This window comes from Candidatus Polarisedimenticolia bacterium (assembly GCA_035764505.1).
In the GTDB taxonomy this organism is placed as follows: domain Bacteria; phylum Acidobacteriota; class Polarisedimenticolia; order Gp22-AA2; family AA152; genus AA152.
In genome coordinates this window covers 1-15,580 of sequence record DASTZC010000280.1, presented here as the reverse complement: position 1 = coordinate 15,580, position 15,580 = coordinate 1, and the positions used below count along the sequence as shown (strand labels likewise).

Genomic DNA, 15,580 nt, shown 5'->3' with positions numbered 1-15,580 from the left:
GGCTCGCCAGCGCCTTCGCGAAGGCCAAATCGTGATTGGCGACACCCACCCAGTCTTCGGTGTTGCAGGAGGCCGCACTGGGAAGCAACAAGGTCAGCAGTAGAATATGCAGGAATGACCATTTCATCCCGCCGAAGTCTTGCACATTTCGCGGACCGCTCACTTGTCTCCACCGAGATGTTGACGGGTGACCCATTCGAAGCTATTGACGATGAGCTCCAGCGAATGCGTTGCAAAATTGCCAGGCCCGGTCTTGAAATATGTCTCCCCCGTGTGCAAATCACCATGGGTAGGACTGCTTCGCTGAACCGTAAAGTGAGTCGAGTTATCACCCTCCGGTCCTCCATCGCTCCGAAAATCGTCCCCCCAATGTCCACCCCGAGAAGGTTTGAACCCTGCTCTCAATAGGGCTTTCTCGGCGTCCTGTACGCTCCCGCCGAATGTGAAGTCGGCGTGCGCATCTTGGTGCCAACCTGGCGCAGAAAAGGCGAAAGTAAACCCTGCAAGGTCCCCAGTTTTTTGTGTGAAGGTGGTCGCAGCGCTGTTTTTCTGCCAAACGCCAGTCTGGGCGGTAGAACTTCCTTGTTTAGTGAATTGCACACCATCCTTGGTCACTTGCGCCGTATATCTGTTCCCTTGATTGTCGACCAGCTTTCCGTTTTCGCTGTGTATTGTTGTAGCCGTGAATGTTCCATTCTTGTCCGTTGTCCCTGCATGCCCATTTTGGCATGTACGAGTGTCCTTCCCATCGCACTTCAAGTAGAAATCTCTCCCGTCGGGATCAACAAACATTAGAGGGTTGTTGGCTGCATATAATCCGCTGGCCGTAGGTGTAGGTCGTCCCGTCCGGCATGAAGACCTTCCAGGACTGTACCGGTTGAGGATTGGTCAAGGAAGCCAGGAAAGCCGGATCTCCGATGGCGCGCACCTTCATGTAGGTTGTGTCGTTCGTGAAGTGATCCTCAGGAAGAGAGTGCATTCCATCGTAATCGCCGCCGCTGCTGTCGACCACGATGTGGCGGCCCCCATCAGGGGTGACGATGTAGAGATCGAAGGTGGGGCCTGGGGTTATGGAGCCATCATCGTTATGGTGCGTCGCCAGAACGATTCTCCCGAGGCTCAACGTGAATCCGGTGCCGGCAGGCGACTCTCCGATCAGGCGATGGTTTCGAGTATTCACATCGGCCCAGATCTTGGAGTTGTAGTGCAGCGAGAGTTGATACGAGAAATCGCTCGTCACCTGATATCGCGGCCCGATGGGAATCGATAGATTGAGGTTCCCGTTCAGAATATCGACGTTTTCCCCGAAATAGCCGCCGTCGAACAGATGGTTCGAGGAGAATCCGACCTGCTCGGTTTCATTCTGGGCAAGCGCGGGACTCGTGGCGAGAAGGCTCACTGCCAGCCAAAGGCTCAATGCTGAAAGCAACGGACCGAAACACCGGATCCCAGGCATGCGCATGGCGGTGCCCTGCAGTTTTTGGGTGTGGTTTGAGCTTTGTTGACCGGAGTTCTACGCCGAAAGATCCCGTCGGTCAACGAAAATCATTCAGCAGAATTTGAAAGTTCCGGTCAGTCCTAGACTGAGATGGGGAAGCAGCATGACGTTGCGTTCAGCAGTGGCTGTTTCTTGCTGATGCGGCATATATAGACGAGATTTCGCATCGAGATCAACGAAACTTCTCGGCCGGGGAAACCGGGAGGAGGAATCAGTCGATAGGGGAGAGCGTCAGGAGTTGACGGCTTTCTTGAAGGAGCATCCTTCGGCGTCGCAGAAGTGGGTGACGCCTTCGCGCTTCGTGATCTTCTCCAGCAGGTAGGGCTTGCCACAGCTGGGGCACTTTTCCTGCAGCGGCCGGTACCAGGTGACGAAGTCGCAGTCGGGATAGCGATTGCAGCCGAAGAAGGTCTTGCCGCGGCGCGACTTGCGCTCCACGATCTTGCCGCCGCAGCCGGGCTTGGGGCACTCGACGCCGACTTCCTTCAGCTTGATGTAGCGGCAGGTGGGATAGTCGCTGCAGGCGGTGAACTCGCCGAAGCGGCCGTCCTTGATGACCAGGTTCTTGCCGCAGTTGGGACAGGTCTCGTCCAGGATGCGGTCGGGCTTGCGGGTGATGTTCCCTTCCTTGTCGACCTGGATCTTCTTGGTGTTGCGGCAGGTGGGGTAGTTGCTGCAGGCGATGAACGGCCCGAAACGTCCCTTGCGCAGGACCATGGCGCCGCCGCACTTCTCGCAGGTCTCCTTGATCTCCGGCACTTCGACCGCCTCGGCCCCCTTCTCGCCGCTGGCGCCGCCGGCCAGCTCCTGCGTGTTCTTGCACTCCGGATAGCCCGAGCAGGCCAAAAAGCGCCCGTAGCGGCCCCACTTGATCACCATCGGCTTGCCGCACTTGCCGCAGGTCTCGTCGGTGGGCGTCTCCTCGCGCTTGACGTTGCGCATGTTCTTGGAGGCGCGCTTCAGATCCTTCGCGAACTTGCCGTTGAAATCGTCCAGCGCGTCGGTCCACTTGAGCTTGCCTTCCTCGATCTCGTCGAGCTCCTCCTCCATGCGGGCGGTGTACTTGACGTCGATCAGATCGCCGAAGTGCTCCACCAGAAGTTCGGTGACCAGGATCCCCAGCTCGGTGGGAGTGAACTTCCCCTCCTCCTTCAGGGCGTACTCGCGGCTCTGCAGCGTGGCCAGGATAGTGGCGTAGGTGCTGGGGCGGCCGATGCCGTCCTCCTCCAGCTCCTTCACCAGCGAGGCCTCGGTAAATCGCGGCGGCGGCTGGGTGAAGTGCTGCTTCGGGTCGAGCTGCTGCAGCTTCACCTCCTGCCCCTTCTCCAGCGGCGGGAGCGAGCGGTCGTCGTCCGATTCGGGGGAGCCGATGGGGGAGACCCTCTCCTCCGGATTCCGTCCCTCGAGCGACTCGTGGTAGACGGCGAAATATCCGGGGAAGCGCAGGATCTGGCCGTTGGCGCGGAAGGTGTGGCCGGCCGCTTCGATGTCGACCGCGGTGACGTCGAACACCGCGGGGTTCATCTGCGAGGCGACGAAGCGGTTCCATATCAGGGTGTAGAGGCGCAGCTCGTCGCGCCCGATGTAAGGCTCCACCGATTCCGGGGTGTTCTCCAGCGAGGTGGGACGGACCGCCTCGTGCGCTCCCTGCGACATGCGCCCCGCCTTGTAGTAGCGCGGCTCGTCGGGGAGGTAGGCGGCGCCGTGCGCCTTGCCGATGTGCTCGCGCACCTCGGTGAGCGCCTCGGGGGCGACGCGTGTGGAGTCGGTGCGCATATAGGTGATCAGGCCGACCGGCCCGGCATCGCCCAAATCGACGCCTTCGTAGAGACGCTGCGCCAGGGTCATCGTCTTCTTGACCGTGTAGCCGAGCTTGCGGGCCGCCTCCTGCTGCAGCTTGCTGGTGGTGAACGGCGGCGGCGGATTGCGCTTCTTCTCCTTCGACTCGACCTCGGTGACGATCCAACGGCCGTCCTTCACCTTCTCGACGATGGCGTTCGTGGTGTCGCCGTCCTTGAGGTCGGCCTTCTCCTCGCCGATGCGCGCCAGCTTCGCTTCGAAAGGCGGCGGCTGGTCCCCCTCGAGCGTGGCCGTCAGCGACCAGTACTCCTCGGGCTTGAAGGCCTGGATCTCGCGCTCGCGCTCCACGATGATGCGCAGCGCCACCGACTGGACGCGTCCCGCCGACAGCCCCCGGCGCACCTTCTCCCAGAGCAACGGGCTGATCTTGTAGCCCACCAGGCGATCCAGGATGCGGCGCGCCTGCTGCGCGTCGACCTTGTTGAGATCAATCTTCTCGGGGTTGTCGATGCCGTGCAGGACCGCGCGCTTGGTGATCTCGTTGAACATCACGCGGTGCAGCTTCTTGTTGACCTTCTTCAGCTCCTCGGAGAGGTGCCAGCAGATCGCCTCGCCCTCGCGATCGGGGTCGGGGGCGAGATAGATCGCCTCGGCGTCGGCCGCCACCTTCTTGAGATCGTCGAGGACCTTCTTGCGCCCCGGCAGGACCTCGTAGGTCGGCTTGAAGTTCTTCTTCTCGTCCACGCCCAGCGTGCGCTTCGGCAGATCGCGCACGTGACCCATGGAGGCCTTCACGGTGAAGCCGCGGCCGAGGAATTTGTTGATCGTCTTCGCCTTGGCCGGCGATTCCACGATGACGAGCGACTTGGCAGCCGATTTAGCCAACGATTCCTCTCCTGATTTTTCGAAGGTAGCGTCCGCCCGGCAGCTGCCGGACTTTTCCTTCCATCTCCAGCTTCAACAGCGCCGCGAGCAGCGACCCCGTCTCCGTCCCGACCGCCGCCGCCAGATCATCCAGCGCGACCGCCTCGCCTTCAGGAAGGGCCCCGAAGATCGCCTTTTCCTCCCCGTGCGCCTCTTCCGATGCTGGTTCCGGGCCCGAGGATTCGGCCGGCAGGGCCACCCCGGGGATCTCCTCGAGCACGTCGCGGCCCCGCATCACCAGCTTGGCGCCCTGTTGAATCAGCGAGTTGGGCCCGATCGCCTTCTCTCCCGTGACCCGTCCAGGGACCGCGAAAACTTCCCGTCCCTGCTCCAGCGCCAAGCGCGCCGTAATGAGCGATCCGCTGCGCGGCGCCGCTTCGACCACCAACGTACCTCTCGACACGCCGCTGATCAACCGATTGCGCACCGGAAAGTTCCCGGGCAGCGGCGGCGTGCCCAGCGGGAACTCGCTTAACACCGCGCCGCTCAAGGAGATGCTGGCGGCCAGCGGGGCGCTCTCGCGCGGGTAGATCCGATCGATTCCCGAGCCCAGGAAGGCCAGCGTGCGTCCTCCCGCTTCCAGCGCGCCGCGATGCGCCGCCTCGTCGATGCCGCGCGCCAGGCCGCTCACTACCGTGACGCCCGCCGACGCGATCTCCGCGGCGAGCGAGCGCGCCATCTCCACTCCATACGTGGTGGCGCGGCGCGAGCCCACCACCGCGATCGCGGGATCGTCCGAGTCCTGGAGGTCGCCCCTCACATAGAGGAGCGGTGGAGGATCCGGGAGCTGGGCGAGAATCCCGGGATAGCCGGGATCGTCCCGGATGAGGATCCTCGCCTGCAAGCGCTCGGCGCGGCGCAGCTCCTTCCCGGCGGCGCGCGCTAGAAGAGGATCCTTCAATCGCCGGATCAGCCGCCTGCTCACGCCGCCGATGCTGCCGAGGTCTTCCTCGGTCGCGGCCAGGATCGCCTCCGGAGATCCGAAGCGATCCAGCAGGCTGCGCAGGACCAGGACGTTCGGGCACAGCGCCAGGTTCAGCGCGACCCATGAAACCGTGTTCTTCCCCAAACGGAATCCTCCGTCGGGGCGCGGAACGCGGCATAAAATATAGAAAGGCTCCGGGGCTTGTCAAGAAACCGGGTTCGGAGCGGGAGGCGCAGCCGGCGATATCAAGGTGCCGTCGAGCCAGCGATTTCCGCGTCGAGCGGGTCCAATTCCGACATGGTTGAATCCCTCCAAAACTATTGACCGGCTTGCGTTAGCGGCCCAAAACCCTATATTTGGCGGCGGATGCGCGGGCGATCCATGTTAGATTTCCGGCGCTTACCGCTCCGGGCATCGAGAAATCCTCCGGTAAGGCCCGCACAGGAGCCTCAGTGAGGGGAGAGGGATGGACCGACTCCATCGTCGTACCTCTCGCGGCCTGGCCGTGAGCCTCGCCCTTCTTGTCTCTCTCGCCTCGCTTCCCGCCGCCGGCAATGATCCCGAGAAAACCCCCGTCTCCGCCGAGGAGGCGCTCTACGACAAGGCGCTGGCAGGCTATCGCGCCGGCCGCTTCGCCGAGACCGCAAAGATGCTCGAGGAAGGGACGAGGCGCTTTCCCCGCAACGCCGGCATCGCGTCGCTTCTTGGCTGGACGCGGCTGCGCCTTGCCGATACGGCGGCGGCGCGGAGCGCGTTCGAGGCGGCGGCCCGTCTCGCACCCGGATCGGCCGATCCCTGGACCGGCCTCGGATACACGGCGCTGCGCCAGAAGCGCTCCGAGGAAGCGGCGGAGCACTTCGAGCGCGCGACGCAGCTGGATCCGAAGAACGCCGAGGCCTGGAAGGGGCTGGGAATGGCGCTGCGCAACCAGAACGATCGCCGCGAGGCGCAGGCCGCGCTGACCCGCGCGCTGGCGTTGAACCCCGACGACAGCGAAGCGAAGGACCTCCTGGCCCAGCTCGCGGGCCCCACGGGCGTCGTCGAGGAGAAGCGCCCTGAAGCGCCGGCATCCGCCGCCGCTCCGATCCGGATGGTGACGCGCACCGGCAGTGGAAGGCTCGAGGTCAAAACCGGTGACACGTGGCAGCCCCTGTTCGTCAAAGGGATCAATCTGGGCACGGCGCTCCCGGGGAAATTCCCCGCGGAGTTTCCGGATGACCCGGTCCTGTACCGCCGTTGGTTCGATGCGATGGGAGAGATGGGGCTGAACGTGGTGCGCCTCTACACCCTGCATCCGCCGTCGCTCTATCGCGCACTGAAGGAGCACAACCGGGAGCACCCGGATCAAAAGCTGTGGCTGGTGCAGGGGGTATGGACCGAGCTGCCGGAGGACGATGACTACGACGGGAAGCGCTTCATGGAGGGATTCGGCACCGAGATCCGGCGGGTGATCGACGCTATGCACGGCAACATCGAGCTGCCCGTCCGCCCGGGGCATGCCGGCGGCGTCTACGATGCCGACGTCTCGGGCGACCTGCTCGCTTTCCTGCTGGGGCGCGAATGGGAGCCCTACTCGGTGGTGGCCTACGAGAAGCTGCGCCCGGGGCGCGATCGCTTCGACGGCGAGTTCGTGGCGGCGAGCGGCGCGCGTCCTTTCGAGGCATGGCTCGCCTCGATCTGCGATCTGGCGGCGGCGCACGAGACGAAGCAATACCGCTGGCAGCACCCGGTCGGCTACGTCTCATGGCCGACGCTCGATCCGCTGAAGCACCCCACCGAGGCGACGGCGGCCGAGGAGACGGCGCTGCGCCGCAAGCGCGGCGAGAAGCTCTCCGAGCCTATTCTGGAGTACGACAACGACGCGGTGGACATCGATGCGCTGCATATCGCGCCGACCGGGAGCTTCGCGGCCGGCTTCTTCGCCGCCTACCATGCCTACCCTTACTACCCGGAGTTCATGGTCCTCGATCCCGAATACTCCAAGGCGAAAGATGCCGAGGGGCCCAGCAACTATTTCGGCTACCTTCAAGATCTGAAGAAGCACCATGGGGACCAGCCGGTTCTGATCGCCGAGTTCGGCGTCCCCTCTTCACGCGGCATCGCTCATCTACAAGGGCAGGGACAGCATCACGGCGGCCACACCGCCGTCGAGCAGGGGAAGATCGACGCCCGCCTGTTCCGCGACATCCACGACGCCGGGCTGGGGGGAGGCATCCTCTTCTCCTGGATGGACGAATGGTTCAAGAAGAACTGGCTGGTGATGAGCTACGAGGTGCCGGCCGATCGCAAGCCGCTCTGGCTGAACGCCCTCGACGCGGAGGAGAACTACGGGGTATTGGCGGCCTGGCCGGGGAACGAGGGCTGGAAAATCGTCCTCGACGGGAAGGGTAAGGACTGGGAGACCGTCCGCCCCCTATATATAGATGATACGGCCCCAGGGAAGACCCCGGCGCCGGGAAGCCTGCGGGGGCTGCGGGTCGAATCGGATGAGGGGTACCTCTACCTCGACCTGGAGCTGGCGGGATCTTCCCCCCCCGACTGGAGCCTTACCCAGTACTGGATCGGGGTGGACACCTATGACCTGAAGCTGGGGGATCACCGCTTCCCCAAGGTCGATGTGACCACCCCCCTGGGGATGGAGTTCCTGATCCAGCTTGCCGGCAAGGAGAGCCGGATCCTCGTGGACCGTCCCTACGACCTGTTCACCAACCGCAACCGCCGCCCCTATCACTCGGTCGAGAGCCGCAGCGGCGATTTCATCGACATCTTCGTCTACTGCAACCGGGATCGCCTGGGGCGCGACGGGACTTACTACCCGGCCAAGGGATACAGCCGATCCCCCCTGCGCCACGGCTCCCTCGATCCGGCTTCCCCCGATTACGACACGCTGGCCGACTGGATTGAATCGCCGGCCGGCGATTTCATCGAAGCACGGATCCCGTGGGGGCTTCTGAACGTGACCGACCCCTCCTCGCACCAGGTGGTCCACGAGAGCGAGCCGCGCAGCGGATTGGTGGCGACGCGCAAGACCGACGGTTTCCGCTTCCACGTCCTGGCCGTGCGGAAAGGGGGTGATGGATCGCTGCAAGTATTCGATTCGCTGCCGCGCAACCGGCGCCCGGGACCGGACGATTTCCCGACCTACCGCTGGCAAGCATGGGAGACGCCGAGCTACCACCTGGAGCTCAAGGACAGCTACCGGATCCTGCAGACGGCGCTAAAGGCGATTCCGGACCATGACTAGAACTCGAGCCAGGACGCTCATTCTCGGCCTTCTAGTGGTCTCTCTTGCTGTTGGTGGCGCCTTTGCCCAGGCGGATCTGAAGGCCAAGGCAGAGGAGGCTTTCCGCAACGACAACTACCCTGAGGCCGTCAGGCTTTATGAGCAAATAGTTGCGGCCGATCCTAACGACGCTTCCAGCCTGAAGCGCCTGGGGCTGCTCTACTCGTGGGACAACCGCCTCGAGGAATCGATCGGCGCCTACCGAAAGGCGCTCGCGCTCAATCCGGGCGACGACGAGGTGAAGCGCGAGCTGGCCAAGATCAATTCCTGGGCGGAGCATTTCGCCGAGGCGGAAGCGGGATACCACGAGCTGATCCAGGCCCACCCCGAGGACGCCACCCTGAAGCTCGACCTGGCGCGCATCCTGGGATGGCAGAATCGCTTCGAGGAGGCGCGCGAAATCTACGAGCCGCTGATCGCGGCCAAGGACCATCCGATCGAAGCGGCGGTCGGCATGGGCGACATCTCCGCCTGGAAAGGGGACCTCCTCGAGTCGGAGCGCTGGTACAAGCAGGTGCTCAAGGCGGATCCGAACAACGAGGCGGCCCTCATCGGCCTGGCGCGCGTGCACCACTGGCAGGGGAAGGACCGCAACGCGGTGCGCGAGATCGACCAGGCGGTGGAGAAGTACCCCAAGAACCGCGACGCGAAGAAGGCGCAACAGGAGATCCACGACCCGCTGCGTCCCTACATCAGTCCCTACTGGAACCGGGTGATCGACACCGACTCCAACGACGTGATCGAATCGCGCCTCACCGGCGGCTTCCATCTCGACCCGCAAAGCACGCTCGATTTCGGCTTCTCGCATTTCGATGCCCGCTTCCGTTGCGAGACTGCCTCGCAGTGCGTGGGAGTCGCCCCGCTGGAGATCCCGGAGGAGGCGGAGGACGAAGGGGACCGTTTCGAGGGGCGCTATGCCAACCGCTTTTCCGACATCCTGTTCCTCAACGCCAGCCTGGGCGTGGCGCGGCAGGAGGGCTTCAACAACAACGAGTTGACGCAGGCGATAGGCAGCGGCTCCTTCGACTTCTACTTGGCGCGGAACTTCGGATGGGGTCTCGGGGTGTCGCGCCAGGCGCTGTTCGACACGGCGCGCATCATCGACAACCACATCCGCCTGAGCGCCGCGGACGCCCGCGTCGACTGGCGCTTCGCCGAGCGCTGGCGCCTGCGGGGCGGGGCCCAGCACGCCTGGTTCTCGGACGACAACCAGCGCAGCGTAATCAACGTCAACGTCTCGGTCCTGCTGCCGGTCCGGCGGCCGCGCATCAGCGTCGCCTATGCCCTGCGCTATCTGACCTACCAGGACGACGAGCAGGACCAGCTCGACAACGGCTACTTCGCGCCGACGAAGTTCCTGTCGCACCTGCTGGTGGCGAACATCTCCGACAATTTGTTCCATCGGAAGATGTACTACTCGGTGGAGCTGACCGGCGGCGTCCAGTCCTTCGATCGGCTGCTGTGCACCTCCGATCCCGACCCCGATCCGGCCACCTGCCCGACCGATCCAGAATCACTCGACGCAGGGACCGACACCGTCTTCGGCTACGAGCTGATGGGCGGCTGGAACATCCATCGCAACGTGGTCTTCGAGGCCTACTACGGGCGCTCCGATTACGCCCAGCAAGTGGCCTCCGGCTTCGAAAGCCACCATTACGGCTACTTGTTCCGCTTTACGTTCTAGGAAAGGAAGGTTGATCCCATGAATTCCTCTCGAATCCTGGTGGCGGACGACGATCCCACCATCCGGCGCTTCATCGCCACGCTCCTGGCCGACCGCGGCTACGAGATCCACGAGGCCCCTGACGGCGAGCAGGCGGCGCGGATCGCGGTGCAGGTGCGCCCGCACCTGGTGCTGCTGGACCTGATCATGCCCTTCAAGGACGGCTTCGACGTCCTGGCGGAGCTGAAGAGCGAGGAGGAGACCTCGCGCATCCCGATCATCATCATGTCGGTGAAGGACCGCGAGGAGGAGATCGTCAAAGGGTTCAACCTCGGCGCGGAAGACTACGTCGTGAAGCCGTTCAATTCTCTCGAGCTGGTCTCGCGAGTGCGCAAGATCCTGGAGCGCTCGCGGTCTTAGGAGAAGGCAGGTCGGGCGATGCACACCACCTCCGAGCTTCTGATCCAGGCGCTGTGGGGCGTCGGCGGCGTCCTTGCGCTCCTGTTCCTGTTCATCGTGGCCAACAAAGCGACGCGGGAGGTGCGCGAGCGGCGCGCGGCGGGACTGCGGCGCGCCCTGGAGCCGCGCATCCTGGCCTACGTGAACGGCAAGGAGGAGCGATTGGGCCCGCAGCTCGGCCATGGGAGCCGCTTCGAGCGCGGCGTGGTGGAGGAGATCCTGCTGGATCATGCCCGCTTCCTGAAGGGGGCGGCGCGCTCCCGCATCACCGTGGCCTGCGAGGAGCTGGGCTTCGTGCAGAACCGTGTCGCACAGCTGCGTGCCGGGCGCTGGTGGAAGCGGGCCGAGGCGGCGGAGAAGCTGGGAGCGATGAAGAGTCCCAAGGCGGCCCCCGAGCTGATCGTCCTGATGCGCGATCCCTCGGCCGACGTGCGCATGCGCGCGGCGCGGGCGCTCGGGCAGCTGGAGACGCGCACCAGCGTGAAGCCGCTGGTGGAGGCGCTGCTCGACCCGAGCCGCTGGTCGGCCCTGCGCATCGCCGACATCATCGCCGGCATGGGGCCGGAGGCGGCCGACGAGCTGGTGGAGATCTTCCCGACCCTGCCGCGCCGTGCGCGCGCGGCCGCGGTCGACTGCCTGGGCCGAGCCAAGGGCTTCCGGGCGCCGGCACTGCTGGTCGACCTGCTGTCGGATCCGGAGCGCGACATCCGGGCCCGTGCCGCCCACTCGCTGGGGCTGATCGGCGATCCCAACCATTCGGGGAGCCTGCTCAAGGCGCTGGAGGACCCCGAGTGGCCGGTGCGCGCAATGGCGGCCAAATCGCTCGGACGCCTCGGGCGTCCGGAGGCGGTCGCCCCGCTGACGGCGGCGCTGAAAGACCGCGAGTGGTGGGTGCGCATCAACGCGGCCGAGGGGCTGCGCTCGATGGGGGACCGCGGCATCGCGGCGCTGGTGGATGCGATCGATTCCGAGGACCGCTACGCGCGCCACGCGGCCGTGGCCACCCTCGAAGGGGCCGGTGTCATCGACCAGTACGTGCAGAAGCTGGGCTCGGCCGATCCGAAGGAGCAGGAGGCGGCCATGGCCTTCATCCGCAAGATGGTCGCTTCCGAGCGGATCGACTCCCTGACCGACTCCGCGGCGCGTCATGCCCAGGAAAAGGTGCGCGAGCGGCTCCTCGGCATGCTCAAGACGGGGGAGGCCAAGCCGTGATTGCCGTGCTGGCCTTCAACTGGCATAACCTGCTCCTGCGGTCGGTCATCACCTTCAATGAGTTCGTCATCTTCTACTTCCTGGCGCTGAACACCGTCTACCTCCTGCTGTTCCTGGTGTCGCTTTTCGAGGTGGTGCGCTTCGTGCGCCGGACCTTCTTTTCCGACTACCAGCAGATCCTGAAATCGGAGATGACCTGGCCGATCTCGATCATCGTCCCGGCGCACAACGAGGAGCGCGGCATCGTCGACACGCTGCGCTCGCTGCTGCAGCTGAACTACGCCGAGTTCGAGGTGATCGTCGTCAACGACGGCTCGAGCGACGCCACCCTGGAGCGTCTCATCAAGGCGTTCGAGCTGCGCAAGACCGACAGGATCTACCGGCGCACTCTGCCGACGTCGCGCGTGCTCGGCATTTACGCTTCGCTGTCGGTCCCGAGCCTGACGGTGGTGGACAAGCAGAAGGGGGGCAAATCCGACGCGCTGAACACCGGCATCAATCTGTCGCGCTATCCGCTCTTCTGCTCGGTCGACGCGGACTCGGTGATCGAGGAGAACGCCCTGCTGCGGGTGGTCAAGCCCTTCATGGAGCATCCGGAGGAAATGGTGGCGGTGGGAGGGATCGTGCGCATCGTCAACGGCTGCGAGGTGCGCGACGGCCGCGTCGTCCGCGTCGGGCTGCCGCGGCGCATCCTGCCGGTGTTCCAGGTGGTGGAGTACCTGCGCGCGTTTCTGTCGGGCCGCATCGGCTGGAGCGTCCTGCGCTCGCTGCTGATCATCTCCGGTGCCTTCGGGCTGTACAAGAAGAACGAAGTGGTCGCGGTGGGGGGCTATGACGCCCACACCGACACCGAGGACCTGGAGCTGGTGGTGAAGCTGCACGAGCGGCTGAAGCGCGAGAAGACCCGCTACCGCATCGTCTTCGTGCCCGACCCGGTCTGCTGGACCGAGGTGCCGGAGCGATTCAAGACGCTCCTGCTGCAGCGCAACCGCTGGCACCGCGGGATGCTGCAAAGCTTCTCGCGCCACTGGAAGATGCTGTTCAACCCGCGCTACGGCGTCATCGGTATCGTGGCGCTGCCCTACTTCCTGCTCTTCGAGATGCTGGGCCCCTTCGTGGAGGTGCTCGGCTACCTCAGCGTCATCGCCGCCTACTTCCTCGGGATTCTGAACCGCGAGTTCTTCGTCCTCTTCCTGATGGTGGCGATCTTCTACGGCGTCTTCCTGTCGATCGCCGCGGTGCTGCTGGAGGAGATCTCCTTCCGCCGCTATCCGCGCTGGGAGGACCTGGCGCGCCTGGCCTGGTACTCGATCTGGGAGAACATCGGCTTCCGCCAGCTGCTTTCGCTGTTCAAGGTCAAGGCCTTCTTCGACTTCCTTGGCCGGCGCCGCCGTTGGGGAGAGATGGGCCACCGCGGCTTCCACGACGAGCCGACTCCCGGCCCTCCGGCGGTGACCCGCCCCGCGCAAGGATGATGGGCGAAGCGCATCGCCTGACCCGGTTGTTCCGCGGCGCGCCACGGTCGCCATCCGCCCGCCGTTGAGTCAGGCCTCGCGACCGCGTTTTCCGAAGCGACGGGACTCTTGAGCGGCGTCGTCCTGACCCTGGCTTACGGGTCGCCTGCCATGGACAATTTCAGGATGCGAAAAGCTCCGGGTGTTGAATGAGAGAGGGGATCACCGAGCGGGACCGGCTGCCGGTATGGTTGCGGGTCGTCGGGGTCGTCGCGGCGCCCGGGACGGCTTATTTCGCGGCGCGGATGGTTTACGAGCAGACGCTGCTGTCCTGGCGGAACGGTCCGCAGCTGGTCGGATTCAGCCTGGCTCATTCGGGCCCGATCCTTCTTCTGCTCGCGAGCGCCGGAGTCATGGCCCTGTGGTGCGCCGGTGTGATCGGGCGCAGCCTGTGGGCCATGCTCCGTGGAAGAGCCGTTTCGGCGTCTCGCTGGATCGTCCTGACCGTCGCCGTCTGTCTCCTTCTCCTTCTCGCGGTGCCTTATGGCACCTGGCAGAACCTTTCCGCGGATCGTCTCGCTTCGGGACCTCACGCGCCGGAATTCCTCAACTACGCGGCGGCCACCGGCAACCTCCGGCTCGTGGACCGCTTCCTGCGCAGCGGCCTCGACGTGAACACTCGAGACGCCGAGGGCGGCACCGCCTTGTATGGCGCCGCGGTCGAGGGACAGGTGAAGATCATCGAGCTCCTCATTGCCCGCGGAGCCGATGTGAACCTGCGGAACAAGTGGGGTCACAGCCCACTCTATGCCGCACGTGCCACGAAGCGCGATGACGTGATCCGGATCCTGGAAGCTCATGGCGCGACCGAGTAAGTAGCTCTCTCCGTTCCCGCCGAATCTGCTGATGGCCCGCTTCACTTCGCATATAACCAATGATCCGCGGCTGCTTTGCATACGGGCTATGAAAAGCGGTGCGTACGGGTCACCCGGGGCCTGTGGTAAGCCCTGCGGCGAGATGCCCTCTAACTGAGCCCATTTCAATAGTTTACAGATAGCCTCGCCGAGTCCTGAAAGGCCTGGCGACCCCTCCCATTTCCAGGCATGGAGCTTGCCTTACGTTGGAGCACCCCCCACCGGAAATAGCCGCGCCGCGGGTCGGAATCGCCGCCGTCCCGCGGCGCGGCAACGAAATCCTCGGGGTTCGGCGAAAAGACAAAGGTGCCACCCATGACCTCAGCCTTCCTCAAAAAAGCGCTGCGCTTCAGCTCCGTCCTCACCGCGCTCGTCGCGCCGTTCTACGCCGCGCAGCCGAGCTTCGCCCAAGGCTGAGTCCTCATACGAAACAACGCGCCCGTGTTCGGCGCGTCGGAGAACACCGCCCCGATCAAGGGGGAATGGCAGTTCAACTTCAATTACCGCGGCCTCACCTCGGACGATCACTACAACGGCATCAAATTCCAATATCAGCGCGAGTCGATCGGCAACTACGTCGTCAACACGCAGCAGCTGTACGATTTCGGGCTGTCGTACAACTTCACCGAGCACTTCACGCTGTTCGCCAGCGTGCCGATCGTCAACGCCAGCTGGTCGCTGCCGACGCCGACGCAGCCTCCCCTCGGACCGCGCCGCGAGCAGAACTCCAGCGGCATCGGCGACGCCAGCGCGCTGGCCCGCTTCTGGGTAATGGACTTCCAGAAACATCCCACCGCCAACCTGTCGCTCGGCATCGGCGTCAAGGCGCCGACCGGTGATTATGCCAACGAGGACGAGTATCCCAACATCGACGGTACCAACAACGTCGCGAAGCCCGTCGATCAATCGATCCAACCGGGCGATGGCGGCTGGGGAATCCTGTTCGACCTGCAGGCCTACAAGGCGCTCAAGCACACGACCTTCTTCTTCTCCGGCACCTACCTGGCGAACCCGCGCGACACCAACGGCACGCCGTCCATCGTCGCGGGATTGGGATTCGCGGCGAACCCGGCGTTCGCCGACATCGTGGAGAACTCGGTCCCCGACCAGTACGTGGCGCGCGCCGGCGCCGCCTTTCCGGTGGCGAAGGATCTGATGGCGCTCAGCCTCGGCTTCCGCATCGAAGGACTGCCGCGCTACGATCTGATCGGCGAGAGCCACGGATGGCGCCGCCCCGGTTACGAGACCTACATCGAGCCGGGCATCGTCTTCAACCACGGCCGCTCTTCCTGGACGATCTACGTGCCGCGCGCGCTGATGCGCAACCGCCTTCCCAATCCTTATACCGGCAATGCGGGGGACGCGACCTTCCCCGACTACGTCATCCTGCTCGGGTATTCGTATCGCTTCGGCGCGGGCCTGCCGGCCTCCAACCCCATCCCGGATCT

The 15,580-nt window shown here is 64.5% G+C and carries 10 protein-coding genes; 7 read left to right on the top strand and 3 right to left on the bottom strand.

Features of this window, described 5'->3' with window-relative positions:
* Positions 1 to 781 precede the first annotated feature (781 nt).
* From VFW45_18180 to dprA, 3 genes are all read right to left on the bottom strand, one after another.
* Positions 782 to 1,399 carry a hypothetical protein gene (locus VFW45_18180; protein ID HEU5182721.1) on the bottom strand — a complete coding sequence of 206 codons (618 nt, stop codon included), beginning with the start codon at positions 1,397 to 1,399 and terminating at the stop codon, positions 782 to 784.
* Between the two features lie 330 nt (positions 1,400 to 1,729).
* Positions 1,730 to 4,183 (bottom strand): type I DNA topoisomerase, encoded by a 2,454-nt coding sequence (topA, locus tag VFW45_18175; GenBank protein ID HEU5182720.1) that lies wholly within the window; start codon positions 4,181 to 4,183, stop codon positions 1,730 to 1,732.
* Positions 4,176 to 5,291 carry a DNA-processing protein DprA gene (dprA, locus tag VFW45_18170; protein ID HEU5182719.1) on the bottom strand — a complete coding sequence of 372 codons (1,116 nt, stop codon included), beginning with the start codon at positions 5,289 to 5,291 and terminating at the stop codon, positions 4,176 to 4,178. Before dprA ends, topA begins: the two co-directional genes overlap by 8 nt.
* 322 nt (positions 5,292 to 5,613) lie before the next feature.
* Between dprA and VFW45_18165 the strand changes: the two genes are divergently transcribed.
* From VFW45_18165 to VFW45_18135, 7 genes are all read left to right on the top strand, one after another.
* On the top strand, positions 5,614 to 8,391 hold the full coding sequence (locus tag VFW45_18165) for a tetratricopeptide repeat protein (protein HEU5182718.1): 2,778 nt from the start codon (positions 5,614 to 5,616) through the stop codon (positions 8,389 to 8,391).
* Positions 8,384 to 10,114: a tetratricopeptide repeat protein gene (locus VFW45_18160; protein ID HEU5182717.1), complete on the top strand. Its 1,731-nt coding sequence runs from the start codon at positions 8,384 to 8,386 to the stop codon at positions 10,112 to 10,114. The genes VFW45_18165 and VFW45_18160 overlap by 8 nt, the downstream gene beginning before the upstream one ends.
* 18 nt (positions 10,115 to 10,132) lie before the next feature.
* On the top strand, positions 10,133 to 10,513 hold the full coding sequence (locus tag VFW45_18155; GenBank protein ID HEU5182716.1) for a response regulator: 381 nt from the start codon (positions 10,133 to 10,135) through the stop codon (positions 10,511 to 10,513).
* An 18-nt stretch (positions 10,514 to 10,531) separates the two neighbouring features.
* Positions 10,532 to 11,764 carry a HEAT repeat domain-containing protein gene (locus VFW45_18150; GenBank protein ID HEU5182715.1) on the top strand — a complete coding sequence of 411 codons (1,233 nt, stop codon included), beginning with the start codon at positions 10,532 to 10,534 and terminating at the stop codon, positions 11,762 to 11,764.
* Positions 11,761 to 13,239, top strand: a complete 1,479-nt coding sequence (locus VFW45_18145; GenBank protein ID HEU5182714.1) for a glycosyltransferase — start codon at positions 11,761 to 11,763, stop codon at positions 13,237 to 13,239. Before VFW45_18150 ends, VFW45_18145 begins: the two co-directional genes overlap by 4 nt.
* Before the next feature lie 188 nt (positions 13,240 to 13,427).
* Positions 13,428 to 14,093, top strand: a complete 666-nt coding sequence (locus VFW45_18140; protein HEU5182713.1) for an ankyrin repeat domain-containing protein — start codon at positions 13,428 to 13,430, stop codon at positions 14,091 to 14,093.
* Positions 14,094 to 14,573: 480 nt separating this feature from the next.
* Positions 14,574 to 15,580, top strand: a 1,007-nt coding sequence (locus VFW45_18135) for a hypothetical protein (protein HEU5182712.1), incomplete at its 3' end; no start/stop codon positions are given.